The organism is Acidovorax sp. sif1233, assembly GCF_019218755.1.
Taxonomy (GTDB): Bacteria; Pseudomonadota; Gammaproteobacteria; order Burkholderiales; family Burkholderiaceae_C; genus Acidovorax.
Genome location: NZ_JAHUWZ010000002.1, coordinates 151,579 through 169,717, shown reverse-complemented (window position 1 = coordinate 169,717; position 18,139 = coordinate 151,579). Strand labels below are relative to the sequence as shown.

Annotated in this window: 16 protein-coding genes; 9 read left to right on the top strand and 7 right to left on the bottom strand. The window is 68.3% G+C overall.

Features of this window, described 5'->3' with window-relative positions; genetic code table 11:
* Nucleotides 1-11 precede the first annotated feature (11 nt).
* Nucleotides 12-401, top strand: coding sequence for a VOC family protein (locus KW843_RS08175; protein ID WP_218294644.1), 390 nt, complete (start codon nucleotides 12-14; stop codon nucleotides 399-401).
* 121 nt (nucleotides 402-522) lie between these two features.
* Here KW843_RS08175 and KW843_RS26915 read toward each other — a convergent pair whose 3' ends face one another.
* The 4 genes from KW843_RS26915 to KW843_RS08155 all read right to left on the bottom strand — a co-directional run bounded on the left by KW843_RS26915 (nucleotide 523) and on the right by KW843_RS08155 (nucleotide 4,805).
* Nucleotides 523-1,692: a cytochrome c gene (locus tag KW843_RS26915; protein ID WP_218294643.1), complete on the bottom strand. Its 1,170-nt coding sequence runs from the start codon at nucleotides 1,690-1,692 to the stop codon at nucleotides 523-525.
* Nucleotides 1,693-1,701: 9 nt separating this feature from the next.
* The gene (locus tag KW843_RS08165; protein WP_218294642.1) at nucleotides 1,702-2,505 is read right to left on the bottom strand and encodes an ABC transporter ATP-binding protein; all 804 of its coding nucleotides are present in this window, start codon (nucleotides 2,503-2,505) and stop codon (nucleotides 1,702-1,704) included.
* Nucleotides 2,499-3,584 (bottom strand): ABC transporter permease, encoded by a 1,086-nt coding sequence (locus tag KW843_RS08160; RefSeq protein WP_218294641.1) that lies wholly within the window; start codon nucleotides 3,582-3,584, stop codon nucleotides 2,499-2,501. Before KW843_RS08160 ends, KW843_RS08165 begins: the two co-directional genes overlap by 7 nt.
* A gap of 192 nt (nucleotides 3,585-3,776) precedes the next feature.
* Nucleotides 3,777-4,805, bottom strand: a complete 1,029-nt coding sequence (locus KW843_RS08155; protein WP_218294640.1) for an ABC transporter substrate-binding protein — start codon at nucleotides 4,803-4,805, stop codon at nucleotides 3,777-3,779.
* 161 nt (nucleotides 4,806-4,966) lie between these two features.
* Between KW843_RS08155 and KW843_RS08150 the strand changes: the two genes are divergently transcribed.
* Both KW843_RS08150 and KW843_RS08145 read left to right on the top strand, forming a co-directional pair.
* Nucleotides 4,967-5,632 carry a cysteine dioxygenase gene (locus KW843_RS08150; RefSeq protein WP_218294639.1) on the top strand — a complete coding sequence of 222 codons (666 nt, stop codon included), beginning with the start codon at nucleotides 4,967-4,969 and terminating at the stop codon, nucleotides 5,630-5,632.
* 31 nt (nucleotides 5,633-5,663) lie between these two features.
* Nucleotides 5,664-7,268, top strand: a complete 1,605-nt coding sequence (locus KW843_RS08145) for a rhodanese homology domain-containing protein (protein WP_218294638.1) — start codon at nucleotides 5,664-5,666, stop codon at nucleotides 7,266-7,268.
* A gap of 94 nt (nucleotides 7,269-7,362) precedes the next feature.
* Here the strand turns inward: KW843_RS08145 and KW843_RS08140 are convergent, their stop codons facing one another.
* Complete coding sequence (locus KW843_RS08140; protein ID WP_218294637.1) at nucleotides 7,363-8,289, bottom strand: aldose 1-epimerase; 927 nt, start codon at nucleotides 8,287-8,289, stop codon at nucleotides 7,363-7,365.
* Between the two features lie 22 nt (nucleotides 8,290-8,311).
* Entirely contained in the window at nucleotides 8,312-9,241 is a 930-nt protein-coding gene (locus tag KW843_RS08135; RefSeq protein WP_218295292.1) for an SMP-30/gluconolactonase/LRE family protein, read from the bottom strand.
* 131 nt (nucleotides 9,242-9,372) lie between these two features.
* Between KW843_RS08135 and KW843_RS08130 the strand changes: the two genes are divergently transcribed.
* Nucleotides 9,373-10,170, top strand: coding sequence for an SDR family NAD(P)-dependent oxidoreductase (locus KW843_RS08130; protein WP_218294636.1), 798 nt, complete (start codon nucleotides 9,373-9,375; stop codon nucleotides 10,168-10,170).
* A 175-nt stretch (nucleotides 10,171-10,345) separates the two neighbouring features.
* Here KW843_RS08130 and KW843_RS08125 read toward each other — a convergent pair whose 3' ends face one another.
* Nucleotides 10,346-11,308, bottom strand: coding sequence for a LysR substrate-binding domain-containing protein (locus KW843_RS08125; RefSeq protein WP_218294635.1), 963 nt, complete (start codon nucleotides 11,306-11,308; stop codon nucleotides 10,346-10,348).
* Between the two features lie 118 nt (nucleotides 11,309-11,426).
* Between KW843_RS08125 and KW843_RS08120 the strand changes: the two genes are divergently transcribed.
* The 5 genes from KW843_RS08120 (at nucleotide 11,427) to mmsB (ending at nucleotide 18,134) form a co-directional block, all read left to right on the top strand.
* The gene (locus KW843_RS08120) at nucleotides 11,427-12,881 is read left to right on the top strand and encodes an aldehyde dehydrogenase family protein (protein WP_218294634.1); all 1,455 of its coding nucleotides are present in this window, start codon (nucleotides 11,427-11,429) and stop codon (nucleotides 12,879-12,881) included.
* 76 nt (nucleotides 12,882-12,957) lie between these two features.
* Nucleotides 12,958-13,923, top strand: coding sequence for an ABC transporter substrate-binding protein (locus tag KW843_RS08115; protein ID WP_218294633.1), 966 nt, complete (start codon nucleotides 12,958-12,960; stop codon nucleotides 13,921-13,923).
* Nucleotides 13,924-14,081: 158 nt separating this feature from the next.
* Nucleotides 14,082-15,152, top strand: coding sequence for a multiple monosaccharide ABC transporter substrate-binding protein (chvE, locus tag KW843_RS08110; protein WP_218294632.1), 1,071 nt, complete (start codon nucleotides 14,082-14,084; stop codon nucleotides 15,150-15,152).
* 109 nt (nucleotides 15,153-15,261) lie between these two features.
* Nucleotides 15,262-16,899: a multiple monosaccharide ABC transporter ATP-binding protein gene (mmsA, locus tag KW843_RS08105; protein ID WP_218294631.1), complete on the top strand. Its 1,638-nt coding sequence runs from the start codon at nucleotides 15,262-15,264 to the stop codon at nucleotides 16,897-16,899.
* Between the two features lie 5 nt (nucleotides 16,900-16,904).
* Nucleotides 16,905-18,134: a multiple monosaccharide ABC transporter permease gene (gene mmsB / locus KW843_RS08100; RefSeq protein ID WP_255594643.1), complete on the top strand. Its 1,230-nt coding sequence runs from the start codon at nucleotides 16,905-16,907 to the stop codon at nucleotides 18,132-18,134.
* The last annotated feature ends 5 nt before the right edge of the window (nucleotides 18,135-18,139 follow it).

Below are 18,139 nucleotides of genomic sequence, written 5' to 3'. Positions count from 1 at the left end.
AGGAAGAACCCATGCAAATCACGCTCTCCAGCCTGTTCGTCGAAGACCAGGACCACGCCCTGCACTTCTACACCACGGTCCTTGGCTTCGAGAAGAAGCATGACATTCCCATGGGCACCTTCCGCTGGCTCACCGTGACATCGCCGGAAGGCGCCACGGGCGTCGAGCTGGTGCTGGAGCCCATGGCCTTCGCGCCCGCGCGGGTCTACCAGAAGGCCTTGTTCGAGGCGGGTATTCCGGCCACCGCGTTCATGACCCATGACATCGATGCGGAGTTCCGCAGGCTTTCGGAGCGGGGCGTGGCGTTCCGTGGCACGCCCCTGGCCATGGGGCCCATCAAGGCGGTGCTGTTCGAGGACACGTGCGGCAATCTCATCAACCTGGTCCAGCCGGGAGCGTGAGCCACCGAGGCCGGGGCGAAATGCTATCTCATTGATAGCTATCAGCGCTTGTCCAGCGGCGCTAAAAGCCGTTTTCATTCATTTCCGGGCCCTGGCCCCACGGCGGCCCAAGGCCCGGTGCTCAGTGGGGAAAGCCTCCTCGCACAAGGCGCACCGGCTCGGCGTCCATGCGGCGTATGAGCGCCTGCAGGCCATCCACCGGCGCCGTGGCGGCCCCGACCGGCGGCGCGGGCGCGGCGGTGGCCCGGCAGACCAGGTCGTCCTCGGACCACGCGGCCTTGCCGGGCTGGCCCCGCGCACGCAGCCAGCCCGCGCGGTCCACGATCAGCTGGTAGCCCGGCAGTTCGGCGGCAGACACGCCCAGCACCAGGGCCAGCGCCTGCTCCACGGCGCGTTTGTGCTGCGGATCGCCCTGCGGCTGGCACTCGGCATCGGCGCCCGCCGGCAAGGCGCCCGCCACCAGGGTGACCAGGCGCGGGTCATCGGCCACCAGCGGCACGCCCGGGCCCGCCACGGCCACACGCACGCGCTGGCCCACCAGGTCCCGGCTCTGGCGGGCCCGGCCATGGCGGCACTGCACGGCCATGCCGGGCAGGCGCACGGGCCGATCCCAGGTGCCGGCCTCGCGCAGCATCTGCCCTGCGGCATGGGCCTGCAGATAGTCCAGCACGTCCCAGATCTCTTCGTCGCGCAGCGCGCTGCCCACGCCCGGCATGGTCTGCACGCCAGCGCGGTTGTGCATGCCCTCGCGCACACGCCAGAACAGCTCGCCGTCGAGCCGCTTCCACAGCAGCGTGCCGTTCAGGTTGGGCGGCCACTGGGCCAGCTGCGGGGCATCGGGGCCTTCGCCCCGGCCATCGGCGCCGTGGCAGCGCACGCAGTGCTGCTGGTAGACAGCCTGGCCGCGCACGATGCCCCCGGCAGCGAAACCGGTGGGCGACTGGTGCAGGCTGGTGGGCACGGCGGGCGCGAGCAGCAGGTGCGCCTGGGGCCAGGGGGCAAACACCAGCAATGCGGCCGCCAAGGCGATCAGCCACGGGCGCGCGCGCTGGAAGGGCAGCGACACCGCCAGGGCCAGCAGCGCGGCCCCCGCGCACAGCAGGGACAGCAGCACCTGCCGCGCGTGGCCCGCGTCCACCGCCAGCATCTCGGCCGCAATGCGGTGCCCCCACGGCCATGCGGGCTGGCCATGGACTTCCGGCGCCAGGCCCAGCGCATGCAGCACCGCGCGCAGGCCCTGCTGCGCGGCGAGCAGGCCTTCGAGCAGGCCGTTCAGCAGATCCGGCGACAACCCGCTGGCCTACCAGCTCGCACCCAGGCCCAGCAACGCCAGGGCCTCGTGGCGCAGGGCCGCAAGGCGCGGGTCGCCGCGGTGGCGCGGGTAGGGCAAATCGTTCACCAGCACCTGCTGGATGCGCGCGGGCCGGTCGGAGAACACCACCACGCGCTGGGCCATGAAGAGCGCCTCTTCCACATCGTGCGTGACCAGCAGGGCCGAGAAACCCGTGCGCTGCCACAGGTCCACGAGCTCGGTCTGCATGGTCAGGCGCGTGAGCGAGTCGAGCTTGCCCAGCGGCTCGTCGAGCACCAGGAGGCTCGGGTCGTTGACCAACGCGCGGGCCAATGCTACGCGCTGCGCCATGCCGCCCGACAGCTGGTGCGGAAAGGCCTTGGCAAAGTCCTGCAAGCCGACCAGGCGCAGCGCTTCGTCCACCCGGTGGCGCTGCTGGCGCAGGATGCCGCGCGCCTGCAGGCCCAGGGCCACGTTGTCCCACACGGTGCGCCAGGGAAACAGCGTGGGGTCCTGGAAGACCACGATGCGCGAGGGATCGGGGTCGGTGATGGGCGCGCCGTCCTGCAGCAGCTCGCCCGTGGTCGCGGGCTCCAGCCCCGCCACCAGGCGCAGCAGCGTGCTCTTGCCGCAGCCGCTGGGCCCTAGCAGGGCCACGAACTCGCCGGGGGCGATGGACAGGTCCAGCTCGTCGATCACGTGCAGCGGGCCGGCGGGCAGGTCGAACCAGTGACTCACATTGCGCACGTCGATACGTGCGCCCGTCACCTTGGCTCCCACACCCGCTTCAGGGGCGGTCGCGGTGCTCACCATTTCACCACCCCCTTCTGCCACGACAGCACCCGGTCGCGCAGCACGAACAGCAAGGTGATCACGCCCGAGAACAGCAGCGCCATCACGATCAGCGCGGCGTACATGTTGGGGTACGCCGCCCAGCCCTGGGCCCAGGTCAGGTACCAGCCCAGGCCGGCCTTCACGCCCAGCATCTCGGCCACCACCAGGGTGGAGAACGCCGCGCCCAGGCCCATGAACAGGCCCACGAAGACCTGCGGCAGGGCCGCCGGGATGGCCACGCGCAGCACCAGGAACCAGGGCGACGCGCCCATGGTGCGCGCCACGTCGTAGTAGTTCTTGTGCACGCCCGCCACGCCCGACCAGGTGAGGATGGCGACCGGGAAGGCCGTGCCCAGCGCGATCAGGAAGATCGCCGTCGACCAGCTGGACGGAAAGAAATAAAAGCTCACCGGCAGCAGCGCCGTGGTGGGCACGGGGCCCAGGATGCGCAGCACCGGGTGGATCCAGTAGCTGGCCTGGCGCGACCAGCCGATGAGCACGCCCGTGGTGAAACCTGCCGCCGCGCCGATGGCGATGCCCAGCCCCAGCAGGCGGACCGATGCGCCCGCGCTTTCCAGCAGGCGCGCCCAGTCGGTGGCGTAGACCTCCACCAGGCTTTGCGGCGGTGCGAAGAACGGGGGCGGCAAGGTGCCCAGCTTGGCGGTGAACACCTCCCACACCGTGAGGCCGGCGGCGATGGCCACCAGCCAGGGGCCGGTCCGCCGCACCTTGTGGCCCACGGGCCCCAGCGCGCCCGCAACGAACGCCAGCACCGCCAGAAGCACTGCCACGGCACCGGCACCGATGGCGAATTCTTCGGTGAACGCCCACTCGCTGAAGCCTGCCGGCTTGTTGGGCCACAGGTAGGTCAGCAGGCCCAGCGCCGCCCAGGCGGCGGCGGCCAACAGGCCCGTCCGCCAGAAGGCGGGAATGGGCCGGGCCGCGCCGAATGCGGCGGGCGCGGCCACCCTCGCGGGAGGCGCCGCGGGGCGTCGCGCCCGGGGCGCCTCGGCCACGGAATTGGGCGCTGGCAGGATATGGTCGGCAACGGTGCTCATGGCAAACTCCGGTGAATGTCAGCTCGTGTGGCGATGCGCATCGCCCACAACCCGTGAAACTGGCGCGCCCACAGCCAGTGCGCCCGCGCAAGGGCCACCGCACCGCGCCGAGCTGGGGGCGTCCTCCTCCCGCATTGCGCGGCAATGCGAGAGAGGGGTGAAGGCGCGAAGCGACTCAGGGAATGCGTCACTTCAGGCCAGCACGTCGGCATGCACGTGGGCGGCGAAACGTGCGGGATCGGTGGAGGGCTTGAGCACCCCCACCAGCTTGAAGTCGCGCGCGTAGAACTCGATCTCCTGGCGCAGCGCCGTGCCCACGGGGTGGCTGCGGTGCGTGAGCGTGCCCAGCACGGCGCGCAGGTCGTCCTGCGGCACCTTGGAGTAAGGGCTGAAGATGCGCGCCGTCTCGTTCGGGTTGTCGGCCACGAAGTCCGAGGCCTCGATGATGGCGCGCGTGAGGGCCGCGGCCGTGCCCTTGTCGTTGCGTACCAGGGCGCCGCTCACGCCGAGCACGCAGCAGGTCTTGGCCGCGTACTCGCCCGAGAGGTTGGAGGCCAGGTCCACCAGACCCTTGGTGCGGCGCTGGATCAGCAGCAGGTTGGGGTCGCCGTCGGCAATGGCCTGGGCCTCGCCCTTTTCCACGGCCAGGCCCAGCATGTCGCCGGGGAACTGGCGCCATGTCACGTCCTTTTCGGGGTTCAGGCCGGCCTTGGTGAGCAGCACCGAGAAGAAGTTCTTGCCCGGGCTGTTGAGGTCCGACACAGCAATGGTCTTGCCCTTGAGCTTTTGCAGGCTGGTCACGCCCGCCGCTTCGTAGCCCACCAGGCGCGAGCAGCCGCCGTGCGAGCTGCCCACCAGCTTCACGTCGAAGCCCGACTCCAGCGGCTTGATCCAGCGGTGCACCATGCCCAGGCCGGCGTCGGCCTTGGAGGTGGCGATGGTCTCCAGCAGCTGGTCGGTGGAACCGGCGAAGTTGACCAGCTCGACCTTGAGGCCGTGCTTTTCGAAGATGCCACGCTCGATCGCCACCGGGGCGGCCGACAGGCAGATGGCATTGGCGTTCCACGCCAGCTTCACCTCGCGCAGCTTGCCGGCGGCCAGCACGTGGCTGCCCACCACGCCCGAGGCGCCCACCACCGTGGCCGCGCCCGTGGCCCGCAGCAACTGCCGGCGCGACCAGCGCGCTTCTCCCCCACCCAGAATCTGACCCTTGTTGTTCATGCCCTGCACCTTTTGTGTGAAAAAGACAAAATGGCCGCGCATCCGCAGCCCGCTGACCGCATTGCATGCGCACGGGCACCAAAAGAGAACGAAGAAAAACGGAGATGCATATGCAAAAGATTCCACACACCCCCGCGCCGGACACTGGTGCAATACAGCGCATGAATGCCCTCGCCCCCATGGCCCTGCCGCAGCCCGCCTCGTGCGCGACACCAACGTCCACAGCGCCCGACACCGCCCGCCTGCGCCACTTCGTGCAGCAACTGGCCGCGCTGGTGGAAAGTACGCCGCCGGAGCCAGAATTGCTGGCGCGCGGCGGCGCCCTGCTGGGCGCCCTGGTGGCCCACGACGACTGGCTGCCGGCCGCGTTTGCGCAGCCGAACCCCGACCGCTACCAGCAGTACCTGCTGCATGCCGATGCGCTGGGCCGCTTCTCGGTGGTGAGCTTTGTGTGGGGCCCGGGCCAGGCCACGCCCATCCACGACCACACGGTGTGGGGCCTGATCGGCATGCTGCGCGGCGCCGAAGATTCGCAGGCATTCGCCCGCACCGCCGATGGGCGCTGGGCGCCAGAGGGCGCACCGCACCGGCTGCGGCCCGGCGATGTCGATGCCGTGTCGCCCACCATCGGCGACGTGCACCGGGTGAGCAATGCGTGGGAGGGCCAGACCTCCATCAGCATCCACGTGTATGGCGCCAACATCGGCGCCGTGCAACGCAGCGTGTACCTGGAAGACGGCACGGCCAAGCCCTTCATCTCGGGCTACAGCAACGCGACGCTTCCGAACATCTGGGACCTGTCCCGCAGCCCGGCGCCCTCGGCCTGAACCTGTTTTCCAAGACCCGTACGATTTCCCCATGACTGCTTCCACCATTCCAGAGACTTCCGTCCTCCAGGTCCGCGAGGCCCTGCTCGCCCGCGAGGAAATCGCCCTGCTCGACGTGCGCGAGGAAGACCCCTATGCCCAGGGCCACCCGCTGTTCGCCGCCAACCTGCCGGCCAGCAAGATCGAGCTGGAAGCCTTCGCGCGCATTCCCCGCCGCGACACCCTCATCGTGGTCTACGACGATGGCGAGGGCCTGGCCGAACCCGCGGCACGCACGCTCCAGCAGCTGGGCTACACCCGTGTGACCCTGCTGGCGCGCGGCCTGCAGGGCTGGCGCGATGCCGGGGGCGAGCTGTTCATCGACGTGAACGTGCCCAGCAAGTCCTTCGGCGAGCTGGTGGAGGCCGAGCGCCACACGCCCTCGCTGGCGGCTGAAGAAGTGCAGGCGCTCATCGACGCCCGGGCCGACGTGGTGGTACTGGACGCGCGCCGCTACGACGAGTACCACACCATGAACATCCCCACCGGCGTGAGCGTGCCCGGCGCCGAGCTGGTGCTGCGCGCGCAGGCGCTCGCGCCCAACCCGGCCACGCAGATCATCGTGAACTGCGCGGGCCGCACGCGCAGCATCATCGGCACGCAGTCGCTGGTGAACGCGGGCATCCCCAACCCCGTGGCCGCGCTGCGCAACGGCACCATCGGCTGGCTGCTGGCCGGGCAGACGCTGGAACGCGGCGCCAGCCGACGCTTCGACCCCGCCGTGCACATCGACCGCAATCAGGCACCGCAACAGGCGCGCAACGTGGCCGACCGGGCCCGCGTGCAGCGCGCCCAGGCCGGCGACCTGGCCCGCTTCGCGGCCGAGGCCGGCCGCACCACCTACCTGCTGGACGTGCGCACGCCCGAGGAGTTCGCGGCCGGCCACCTGCCCGGCTTTCGCAACACCCCCGGCGGCCAGCTGGTGCAGGAGACCGACCACACGGCCGCCGTGCGCGGCGCGCGCCTGGTGCTGGTGGACGACGACGGCGTGCGCGCCAACATGAGCGCATCGTGGCTGGCCCAGATGGGCTGGGAAGTGTGGGTGCTCGACGGCGCGCAGCCGGCGGATTTCAGCGAGACCGGCGCCGTGGCCAACACCGTGCCCGAACCCGAAGGCCCCATCGCCTGGGCCACCCCCGCCCACCTGGCGGCCTGGCTGCAAGACGGCGGCGCCGACCACACGGCCGTGCTGGACCTGACCACCAGCGCCAACTACACGCTGCGCCACATCCCCGGCGCGTGGTTCGTGATCCGCTCACAGCTCGCGCAGGCCGTGCAGTCCATCCCGCGCGCGCAGCGCTATGTGCTCACCTGCGGCAGCAGCCTGCTGGCCCGCTATGCCGCGCAGGACCTGGCCCGCCTGACGGGTGGTGCCGAGGTGGTGGTGCTGGAGGGTGGCACGCTGGCCTGGATCGCCCAGGGCCTGCCGCTGGAGCATGGCGAGACGCGCCTGGCCTCGCCGCGCATCGACCGCTACCGCCGCCCGTACGAAGGCACCGACAGCCCGCGCGAGGCGATGCAGGCCTACCTGGACTGGGAGTTCGGGCTGGTGGAACAACTGGGGCGCGACGGCACCCACGGGTTCCGGGTGATCTGATTCACTATCGATTTAATAGCTGCCAGCGCATGATTCACTAGCGCTACCGGCTGATTTAGCTACAAACCCACTTCTGGGGCGCCCGCCGGGGCGCTCACAACGCCCCGTACCGCCACGACACGTTCATCGCCAGCACCTCGCCCTGCGCCAAGCTGCGCAGGCCGGGCTGGCCCGGTTGGTGGAAAGCATCGATGGGCTGGGTGATGGGCTCAAAGCAGAACGCCGGGCCCTGCGGCGGGCGGTACACCAGGCAGTAGTGGTGGGCCGCGCCGCCGTCCTTGTCAAAGTCTGGCATGTGGGCGGTAAGGCGCAGCCCGCGCTCGGGCCAGTCGATCTGCGCGGTGCCACCCCAGCCGGTGTAGGCGTTGTCGATCAGGCCGCCGTTGGCGGGAGCGCCGCTGTTCAAGTCCCAGCCAGGCGGAAACTGCTGCGTGTGCTCCGTGGGCAAAGGGTCGTCGCCACACAGCCACACGCCCTGCACCGGCGCCGTGATGCGCGTGCCGGGCGTGCGCGGAAACCAGGGGTGCAGGCCCAGGCCGTAGGGCAGCGGCTGTGCGCCCAGGTGCCGCACCTGTACCGACTGGTCCAGGCCGCCCTCCACCAGCCGGAAGGTCTGCACGCACTCGTACTCGTAGGGGTTGCCGTCAAAGCGCTCGGAGCGCAGCTGCATCTGCAGCGTGTCGGGCGCGGGCTGGGTCATCTCCCAGGGCTGCAGCCAGCCATCGCCGTGGATGGGGTACGGCTCGCCAGCGCGGTTGGGCCGCACGGGATGGAACTGCCCGGCGTGCGTGAAGCCGCCGCCGCTGATGCGGTTGGACCAGGGCACCATGGCGAAGGAGGCCATCTTGTACAGATCGGGCGTGGCCCCGTCCCAGGGGCGCCAGAGGTCAATCCGGCCGCCGGGCTGCCGGGGGTCGTCGATCTGCCAGGCGGCCACGCTGCCGCCCAGCGAGGGGACCAGCCCCAGGTGCTGGCCCGCGTGGCTCAACCAGGTGATGGGGTGGGTGGTGGAATCGTTCATGCACGTGCTTTCATGAAGGAGGTCAGCCACCGAACAGATGGGCGGGCACGCCGGGGCTGTCGATCTCGATGGCAAACACGCTGCCGGCCAGCGGCTGTGCAGCGAGCTGCTCGGGCGTGAGGCCGACCCGCGCGGTGGTGATGAACAGCGTGCGCAGGTCCGCGCCCCCAAAGGCGCAGGTGGTGACCTGGCTCGCGGGCAGCACCACACGGCCCAGTTCCTCGGCCGTCTCGGGGTCGTGGCAGGTCACGCAGTGGCCGCCCCAGTGGGCGATCCAGAGGCGGCCCAGGGCGTCCGTGGTCATGCCGTCGGGCAGGCCGTCCTCGGCACTGAAGCGTTTCCACACCTGCTTGTGCGACACGGTGCCTGCGGCCGCATCGAAGTCGTAGCGCCAGGTGATGGAGCTGAGCGTATCGTTGAAGTACAGGCACTGTCGGCCCTCCACCAGGGCCCAGGTGGGCCCGTTGGTCACCACGAAGCCCTCGTCATGGCGCGTGCAGCGGCCGTCGGGGTCGTAGCGGTAGAGCGCGCCGGTGGGCAGCTGGCAATCAAAGTCCATGCTGCCGCCCCAGAAGCGGCCCTGCGCGTCGCACTTGCCGTCATTGAAGCGGTTGCCCGGCAGCTCGGCCGCGGGCTGGTGCAGGTAGTGCGGGGCGCTGTCGGTGGCCGGGTCGAACAGCGCGAAGCCGCGCCGCAGGGTGATGATGAGGCCGGGCGCGTCCCGGCGCTCGGCCAGGGCCGAGATCTCTTCGTCGAAGCGCCACTGCCCGCGCTCCCCCGTGGCCGGGTCCCACCGGTACAGGCGGCAGCCCAGGATGTCCAGCCAATACACCACCTGCTCACGCACGGACCATACAAGCCCCTCCCCCAGCTGCGCATCGGCTTCGACCACGCAGCGCAGGGGCCCCGTGGGGCTGGGGACGGGAAATCGCGACGCAGCGGACGCTGCCATGGGACTCTGGTTGCTCAAAGCTTGTCTCCTGTTTGTTGTTTACCTGCCTGCCTCTTGACGCCGGGCATCTTATCAACGTCAATTGATGCATGGAATGATTATTTTTGGAATTTTTCGATATACAAATTGCAATGACAACTGATATCCATATCCCCTCCCAGCCCGCCACGCTCGCCCACTTTCCCAGCCTGCAAGGCCGATCGGTCTTCGTCACGGGCGGGGGCAGCGGCATCGGCGCGGCCATCGTCGCGGCGTTCGCCGAACAGGGTGCGCGCGTGGCCTTCGTGGACGTGGCGCGCGAAGCCAGCGAGGCGCTGGCCCAGCAGATCGCCGACGCGGGCCATGCCCGACCCTGGTGGCAGGTGTGCGACGTGCGCGACATCGCCGCGCTGCAGGCGGCCATTGCCCAGGCCGCCGCCGCCCAGGGCGACTTCTCGGTGCTGGTCAACAACGTGGCCAGCGACGACCGCCACACGCTGGAATCCGTGACGCCCGACTACTACGACGAGCGCATGGCCATCAACGAGCGCCCCGCCTTCTTCGCCATCCAGGCCGTGGTGCCCGGCATGCGCCGCCTGGGCGCGGGCTCGGTGGTCAACCTGGGCTCCACGGGCTGGCAGGGCAAGGGCGCGGGCTACCCCTGCTATGCCATTGCCAAGTCGTCGGTGAACGGGCTCACGCGGGGCCTGGCGCGCACGCTCGGCCAGGACCGCATCCGCATCAACACCGTGTCGCCCGGCTGGGTGATGACCGAGCGCCAGATCAAGCTCTGGCTCGACGCGGAGGGCGAGAAGGAACTGGCGCGCAACCAGTGCCTGCCCGACAAGCTGCGCCCGCACGACATCGCGCGCATGGTGCTGTTCCTGGCGTCCGACGATGCCGCGATGTGCACCGCGCAGGAATTCAAGGTCGACGCCGGCTGGGTGTGATTCGGACCATCCCCCTGAGTCGCTTCGCGCCTTCCCCCTTCTCTCGAATGGCTGCGCCATTCGGGAAGGGGGACACCGCCAGCGCGGCGGGGCGGCCCTTGCGCGGCGGTCCTGGCCTATGCCGCGCCAGTATCGAGCGGCACCGACAAGCACAAGCTCCGACAGGGAAGCACGCTCAGTCTCCCGCTTCCAGCCGGCGCCCGTACTGCACCAGGCTGGTCTGCTTGAGCGCTTTCATCATCACCTTGGCGGCGGGCGACAGCAGGCGGTCGCTGCGGGTGATGATGCCGAAGGCGTCCATATGGCAGGGCATGGCCAGCGGCAGGATCGACACCATGCCGTGCGATGCGTAGTAGTGCGCCACGTCGGCCCCCACCACGGCGATCATGTCGCTTTGCTGCAGCATGCGCGTCATGAACAGCAGGGCCGCGGTCTCCACCACGTTGACCGGCGGCGCCAGCCCCTCCTGCTGGAACATCAGGTCGAAGCGGTGCCGCAGCACGCTGCCCGCGGGCGGCACGATCCAGCCCGCGGCCAGCACGTCACGCAGGGCCAGGCCCGGCACACCCAGCAGGGGGTGGCCCGGGCGGGTCATGGCGCAGACCAGTTCCTCGCTCAGCGGCTCGTAGCGCAGGTTGGCCTTGTCGTGCTCCTCGAACAGCCGGCCCACCAGGATGTCGAGCTTGCCCTGCTCGAGCCGGTCCATCAGCACCGGGCTGGTCTCGATATCGAGCGAGATGCGCAGGCTCGGGTGCTCCTGCTTGACCAGGGCCACGGCTGCTGGCAGCAGGCTCAGCCCCGGCGAGGTGATGGCGCCGATGCCCACCTGGCCGAAATGACCGGTCTTGAGCGCCGCCAGCTCGACATGCGCCTGGTTCAGGCTGGCCAGCGCCATGCGCGCGTGGCGGATCATGGTCTCGCCATACCAGGTGGGGCGCATGCCGCGCGGCAGGCGCTCGAACAGCGAAACCTCCAGCACATCCTCCAGGTCCTTGAGCAGCTTGGAGGCCGCCGGCTGGGTCATGCTGAGCACCTGGGCCGCGCGGTGGATGTTGCCCTCCTCGGCCAGGGCCACCAGCAAGAGCAGCTGGCGCGTCTTCAGGCGTGCGCGGATGAACCAGTGGTTGTAGGTGCTCATGGGGTTTTCCAGAATGCGTGGACGTATATGTATTTTGTCAAAAAAACTATTAGATTGATATCTAAATCGATCTTAGACTTTGCCGCACATCCGCACCAAGGTTCTTTCCCAGGTTCCCATGAAACTCGGCGACACACAGCAGCTCACCCCCCGGCACCTCATCAATGGGCGCTGGGAGATCGGCACCACCACCGGGGTGAGCACCAATCCCTCCGACACCCGTGAAGTGGTGGCCGAGTACGCCCGGGCCGACCGCAACCAGACCGAGCGCGCCATCCGCGCCGCCGCCGACGCCCTGCCCCACTGGAGCCAGAGCAGCCCCCAGCGCCGCGCCGACGTGCTCGACCTGATCGGCAGCGAACTGCTGGCGCGCAAGGATGCCCTGGGCACCCTGCTGGCCCGCGAGGAAGGCAAGACCCTGCCCGAGGCCGTGGCCGAGGTGGCCCGCGCCGGCCAGATCTTCAAGTTCTTTGCCGGCGAGGCGCTGCGCATCCCGGGCGAGCTCATGGCGTCGGTGCGCCAGGGCGTGCAGGTGGACGTGACCCGCGAGCCCGTGGGCGTGGTCGGCATCATCGCGCCCTGGAACTTCCCGTTCGCGATCCCGGCCTGGAAGATCGCCCCCGCCCTGGCCTATGGCAACACGGTGGTGTTCAAGCCCGCCGAGCTGGTGGCCGCCTGCGGCTGGGCCCTGGCCGAGATCATCAGCCGCTGCGGCCTGCCGGCCGGCGTGTTCAACCTGCTCATGGGCAGTGGCCGCGAGGTCGGGCAGACCCTGGTGGACCACCCGCTGGTGAATGCGATCAGCTTTACGGGATCGGTCGATACCGGAGACCGTATCCTCAAGTCGGCCACGGCACGCCGCGCCAAGGTGCAGCTGGAGATGGGCGGCAAGAACCCGCTGGTGGTGCTGGCCGACGCCGACATGGACCAGGCCATCGACTGCGCGCTGCAGGGCTCGTACTTCTCCACCGGCCAGCGCTGCACGGCTTCGAGCCGGTTGATCGTGGAATCGGGCGTGCACGACGCTTTCGTAGACCGGCTGCGCCAGCGGCTCGTGGCCCTGAAGGTGGGCCACGCGCTGGAGCGCGGCACCGAGATGGGCCCGGTGGCCGATGCCGGCCAGCTGGAGCAGAACCTCTCTTATGTGGAAATCGCCCGGAGCGAGGGTGCCCAGCATGTCTGGGGCGGCGAGCGCCTAGAACGCGCCACGCCCGGCCACTACATGGCCCCCGCCCTGTTCCTGGCCCGGCCCGAGCACCGCATCGCCCGCGAGGAAATCTTCGGCCCCGTGGCCTGCGTGCTGCGCGCCGATGACTACGAGCATGCGCTGGCCCTGGCCAACGACACGCCCTATGGCCTGTGCGCGGGCATCTGCACTACCTCGCTCAAGCACGCCATGCATTTCAAGCGCAATGCCGTGGTCGGCATGACCATGGTCAACCTGCCCACGGCGGGCGTGGACTTCCACGTGCCCTTCGGCGGGCGCAAGGATTCGAGCCACGGCCCGCGCGAGCAGGGCCGCCACGCCGCCGAGTTCTACACCACCGTCAAGACCGGCTACATGCTCGCCTGAATCGCCCGCCTTCTTTCCCGCAGTGCATTTCTTTCTTCCACAACAGCGTCAACAACAGACAGACAGGAGACAAATGATGAAACTGAACCGCCGGACCCTCGTATCCGCCCTTGCCTGCGCCCCCGTGGCCGGGCTGCTCCCGGGCGCCGCCTGGGCCCAGAAGCCCATCGTGCTGGGCTTCAGCCAGGTGGGTGCCGAGAGCGAGTGGCGCACCGCCAACACCGAGTCGATCAAGTCCGCGGCCAAGGAGGCCGGCATCGAGCTCAAGTTCTCCGACGCCCAGCAAAAGCAGGAGAACCAGATCAAGGCCATCCGCTCCTTCATCGCGCAGAAGGTGGATGTGATCGCCTTCTCGCCCGTGGTCGAGTCGGGCTGGGAGAACGTGCTGCGCGAAGCCAAGGCCGCCAATATCCCGGTGGTGCTGACCGACCGCTCGGTCAACGTCAAGGACCAGTCACTGTACGTGACCTTCATGGGCTCGGACTTCGTGGAAGAAGGCCGCAAGGCCGGCCGCTGGCTGGTGGACAAGATGAAGGACCAGAAGGGCGACATCAACATCGTCGAGCTGCAGGGCACCGTGGGCTCGGCCCCGGCCATCGACCGCAAGAAGGGCTTTGAGGAAATCGTCAAGGCCGACCCCAAGTTCAAGATCCTGCGCTCGCAGACCGGTGACTTCACGCGCGCCAAGGGCAAGGAGGTGATGGAAGCCTTCCTCAAGGCCGAGGGCAAGAAGATCAACGTGCTCTACGCACACAACGACGACATGGCCATCGGCGCGATCCAGGCCATCGAGGAAGCCGGCCTCAAGCCCGCCAAGGACATCACCATCATCTCCATCGACGCGGTCAAGGGCGCCTTCGAGGCCATGATCGCCGGCAAGCTCAACGTGAGCGTGGAATGCAGCCCCCTGCTGGGCCCGCAGCTGATGACGGCCGTGAAGGACATCAAGGCCGGCAAGGCGGTGCAAAAGCGCATCGTGACCGAGGAAGGCATCTTCCCGATGGAAGTGGCCGCCGCCGAGTTCCCCAAGCGCAAATATTGAGGCCCCCTGCGTCGCTGCGCGCATTCCCCCTCAGGGGATGCCGCCAGCGCGGCGGGGCGGCCCTTGCGCGGCGGCACTGGCCTGGAGCGCGCCAGTTTCACAGATAGCGGACATGGCATAGGCCAACATCAAAAAACATAGAACCTGGAGACAGATAAATGAAGCGCAAAATTTTCAAGGCCGTGCTGGCCACCGTGGCGCTGGCCGCCGTGGGCGCGACCCCACTGGTCCATGCCCAGGACAAGGGCAGCATCGGCATCTCGATGCCCACCAAGTCCTCGTCGCGCTGGATCGCCGATGGCGACAACATGGTCAAGGTGCTCAAGGAGCGCGGCTACAAGACCGATCTGCAGTACGCGGACGACGACATCCCGAACCAGCTCGCGCAGATCGAGAACATGATCACCAAGGGCGCCAAGGTGCTGGTGATCGCCTCCATCGACGGCACCACGCTCTCGCGCGTGCTGCAGAACGCGGCCGACAAGGGCGTGAAGGTCATCGCGTATGACCGGCTGATCAAGGGCTCGAAGAACGTGGACTACTACGCCACGTTCGACAACTTCCAGGTCGGCGTGCTGCAGGCCACGTCCATCGTGGACAAGCTGGGCCTGAAGCAGGGCAAGGGCCCGTTCAACATCGAACTCTTCGGCGGCTCGCCCGACGACAACAACGCCTTCTTCTTCTACGACGGCGCGATGAGCGTGCTGCAACCGTACATCGACAGCGGCAAGCTGGTGGTGCGCAGCAAGCAGACGGGCATGAACAAGGTGGGCACCCTGCGCTGGGACGGCTCGGTCGCCCAGGCGCGCATGGACAACCTGCTGTCGGCCTACTACGGCAAGGACAAGGTGCATGCCGTGCTCTCCCCCTACGACGGCCTGTCCATCGGCATCCTGTCGTCCTTGAAGGGCGTGGGCTACTGCACCGCCCAGCAACCCTGCCCCGTGGTCAGCGGGCAGGACGCCGAGGTGCCATCGGTCAAGTCCATCCTGAAGGGCGAGCAGTCCTCCACCGTGTTCAAGGACACGCGCGAATTGGCCAAGGTGGCCGCCAACATGGTGGACGCCACGCTGTCGGGCAAGCAGCCGGAGATCAACGACACCAAGACCTACAACAACGGCGTGAAGGTGGTGCCCTCGTACCTGCTCAAGCCCGTGTCGGTGGATGCCTCCAACTGGAACGCGGTGCTGGTGGGCAGCGGGTACTACAAGGAATCACAAATCAAGTAGGCATGCCAGGCTTCGGCACGTAGAGCCGCCGTCCGCCTGGCACCTCTGGTGCCTAGCGGACGGCATGCAACCGGGACGGGCCCGCAGCCCGCCAAAAGACTGAGAGACCATGCTTCTTGAAATGCGGGACATCCGCAAAACCTTCCCCGGGGTGGTGGCGCTGAACCAGGTGAACCTGCGCGTCCAGGCCGGGGAGATCCATGCCATCGTCGGCGAAAACGGGGCGGGCAAATCCACGCTGATGAAGGTGCTGTCGGGTGTCTACCCACACGGCAGCTACAGCGGTCAGATCCTGTTCGACGGGCAGGAGCGTCAGTTCTCCGGCATCCGCGACAGCGAGCACCTGGGCATCATCATCATTCACCAGGAGTTGGCGCTGGTACCGCTGCTCTCGATCGCCGAAAACATCTTCCTGGGCAACGAGACCGCGCGCCACGGCGTCATCGACTGGATGGCCGCGCACAGCCGCGCACAGGCGCTGCTGCACAAGGTGGGTCTGCGCGAATCGCCCGACACACCGGTGGGCCAGCTGGGCGTGGGCAAGCAGCAGCTGGTGGAGATTGCCAAGGCGCTGTCGCGCAAGGTGCGCCTGCTGATCCTGGACGAGCCCACTGCCAGCCTCAACGAGAACGACAGCCAGGCCCTGCTGGACCTGCTGCTGGAGCTGAAAGCCCAGGGCATCACCTGCATCCTGATCTCGCACAAGCTCAACGAGATCTCGCGGGTGGCCGATGCCATCACCGTGCTGCGCGACGGCAGCACCGTGCAGATGCTGGACTGCCGCGGAGGCCCGGTGAGCGAGGACCGTGTGATCCAGGCCATGGTGGGCCGCGAGATGAGCGATCGCTACCCCCAGCGCCAGCCGCAGATCGGCGGCATCGTTTTTGAAGTGCGCGACTGGCGTGCCCACCACCCTCAGCACGGCGACCGCGAGCACCTCAAGGGGATCGACCTGAACGTGCGGCGCGGCGAGATCGTCGGTATTGCGGGACTGATGGGCGCGGGCCGGACCGAGCTGGCCATGAGCATCTTTGGCCGGTCCTGGGGCCAGCGCATCAGCGGCGAGGTGCGGCTGCACGGCAAGGCCATCGATGTGGGCACCGTGGAAAAGGCCGTGCGCCACGGCCTGGCCTATGTGACCGAAGACCGCAAGGGCAATGGCCTGGTGCTGAACGAAGACATCCAGTTCAACACCTCCCTGGCGCATCTGGAAGGCGTTTCGTTCGCCACCGTGATCGACAGCGGCCGCGAGCACCGGGTGGCGCAGGACTACCGCGAGAAGCTGCGCATCCGCTGCTCGGGGGTGGACCAGAAGACGCTGAACCTTTCGGGCGGCAACCAGCAGAAGGTGGTGCTGGGCAAATGGCTCTTCACCAACCCCGAGGTGCTTATCCTGGACGAGCCCACGCGCGGCATCGACGTGGGCGCCAAGTACGAGATCTACACCCTCATCGCCCAGCTGGCGGCCGAGGGCAAGTGCGTGATCGTGATCTCTTCCGAAATGCCCGAGCTGCTGGGCATCACGGACCGCATCTACGTGATGAACGAGGGCCGCTTTGTGGCCGAGATGCCCACCGCCGAAGCCTCCCAGGAAAAGATCATGCGTGCAATAGTCAATGCCCCCCCTGAGTCGCTTCGCGCCTTCCCCCTCAAGGGGGACGCCGCCAGCGCGGCGGGGCGGCCCTTGCGCGGCGGCTCTGGCATGGGCAGCGCCGGTCTCAATGGCAGCGGACAACGCAACGGATAACTGAAATGAGCCAGATGACCCCCTCCCCCACCGCCACGCTCGCCAGCGCACCCGCCGAGGCACCGGCCCACCACGACAAGCCGCTGCTGGAGCACATCAAGCACAACTTCCGTGAGTACGGCATGCTGATCACGCTGGTGGCCATCATGGGCTTCTTCCAGTACATGACGGACGGCACGCTGATGCAGCCGCTCAACCTCACCAACCTGGTGCTGCAGAACAGCTACATCGTCATCATGGCGCTGGGCATGCTGATGGTCATCGTGGCCGGGCACATCGACCTGTCGGTGGGCTCGGTGTGTGGCTTCATCGGCGCGCTGGCAGCGGTGCTGATGGTCGAATACAACTGGCATTTCGTACCCGCCACGCTGGTGTGCCTGCTCTGCGGCGGGCTCATCGGTGCGGTGCAGGGCGGGTTCGTGGCCTTCTCGCGCATTCCGTCCTTCATCGTCACGCTGGCGGGCATGCTGGTGTTCAAGGGCCTGGCGCTGGCGCTGCTGGCAGGCCAGTCGGTGGGGCCATTCCCCTCGGCGTTCCAGATGCTCAGCTCGGGCTTCATTCCCGACCTGTTCAACGTGGAGGGGCTGCGCCTGACCTCGCTGCTGCTGGGCGCCGCCGTGGCCGCCGCCCTGGCCGTGGGCGGCCTGCGCGAACGCGCCAACCGCCTGCGGCACGGTGTGCGCGCCGAACCCGCCGGCCTGTTCATCGCGCGCACGGTGGTGTTTGGCGCCCTGCTGGTGTACTTCAGCTACCTCATGGCGTCATACAAGGGGCTGCCCAACGTGCTCATCGTGATGGCGCTGCTGATCGTGCTGTTCGACTTCGTCACCAGCCGCACCACCATTGGCCGCCGCATCTACGCCATGGGGGGCAACGAAAAGGCCGCCAGGCTTTCGGGCATCAAGACCGAGCGGCTCACGCTGTATGCCTTCATCAACATGGGCGTGCTCGCGGCCCTGGCCGGACTGGTGTTTGCAGCGCGGCTCAACACCGCCACGCCCAAGGCGGGCCTGGGTTTTGAGCTGGACGTGATTGCGGCGTGTTTCATCGGCGGCGCATCGGCCTCGGGCGGCGTGGGCAAGGTCATGGGCGCGGTCATCGGCGCCTTCGTGATGGGGGTGATGAACAACGGCATGTCCATCCTGGGCATCGGCATCGACTACCAGCAGGTCATCAAGGGCGTGGTGCTGCTCGCCGCCGTGCTGGTCGACGTCTACAACAAGAACAAGGCCTGACGCCC

Coding starts and splice junctions, on each gene's coding strand:
- KW843_RS08175 (WP_218294644.1), top strand. CDS start 12: ATGCAAATCACGCTCTCCAGCCTGTTCGTCGAAGACCAGGACCACGCC.
- KW843_RS08165 (WP_218294642.1), bottom strand. CDS start 2,505: ATGGTGAGCACCGCGACCGCCCCTGAAGCGGGTGTGGGAGCCAAGGTG.
- KW843_RS08160 (WP_218294641.1), bottom strand. CDS start 3,584: ATGAGCACCGTTGCCGACCATATCCTGCCAGCGCCCAATTCCGTGGCC.
- KW843_RS08155 (WP_218294640.1), bottom strand. CDS start 4,805: ATGAACAACAAGGGTCAGATTCTGGGTGGGGGAGAAGCGCGCTGGTCG.
- KW843_RS08150 (WP_218294639.1), top strand. CDS start 4,967: ATGAATGCCCTCGCCCCCATGGCCCTGCCGCAGCCCGCCTCGTGCGCG.
- KW843_RS08145 (WP_218294638.1), top strand. CDS start 5,664: ATGACTGCTTCCACCATTCCAGAGACTTCCGTCCTCCAGGTCCGCGAG.
- KW843_RS08140 (WP_218294637.1), bottom strand. CDS start 8,289: ATGAACGATTCCACCACCCACCCCATCACCTGGTTGAGCCACGCGGGC.
- KW843_RS08135 (WP_218295292.1), bottom strand. CDS start 9,241: ATGGCAGCGTCCGCTGCGTCGCGATTTCCCGTCCCCAGCCCCACGGGG.
- KW843_RS08130 (WP_218294636.1), top strand. CDS start 9,373: ATGACAACTGATATCCATATCCCCTCCCAGCCCGCCACGCTCGCCCAC.
- KW843_RS08125 (WP_218294635.1), bottom strand. CDS start 11,308: ATGAGCACCTACAACCACTGGTTCATCCGCGCACGCCTGAAGACGCGC.
- KW843_RS08120 (WP_218294634.1), top strand. CDS start 11,427: ATGAAACTCGGCGACACACAGCAGCTCACCCCCCGGCACCTCATCAAT.
- KW843_RS08115 (WP_218294633.1), top strand. CDS start 12,958: ATGAAACTGAACCGCCGGACCCTCGTATCCGCCCTTGCCTGCGCCCCC.
- chvE (WP_218294632.1), top strand. CDS start 14,082: ATGAAGCGCAAAATTTTCAAGGCCGTGCTGGCCACCGTGGCGCTGGCC.
- mmsA (WP_218294631.1), top strand. CDS start 15,262: ATGCTTCTTGAAATGCGGGACATCCGCAAAACCTTCCCCGGGGTGGTG.
- mmsB (WP_255594643.1), top strand. CDS start 16,905: ATGAGCCAGATGACCCCCTCCCCCACCGCCACGCTCGCCAGCGCACCC.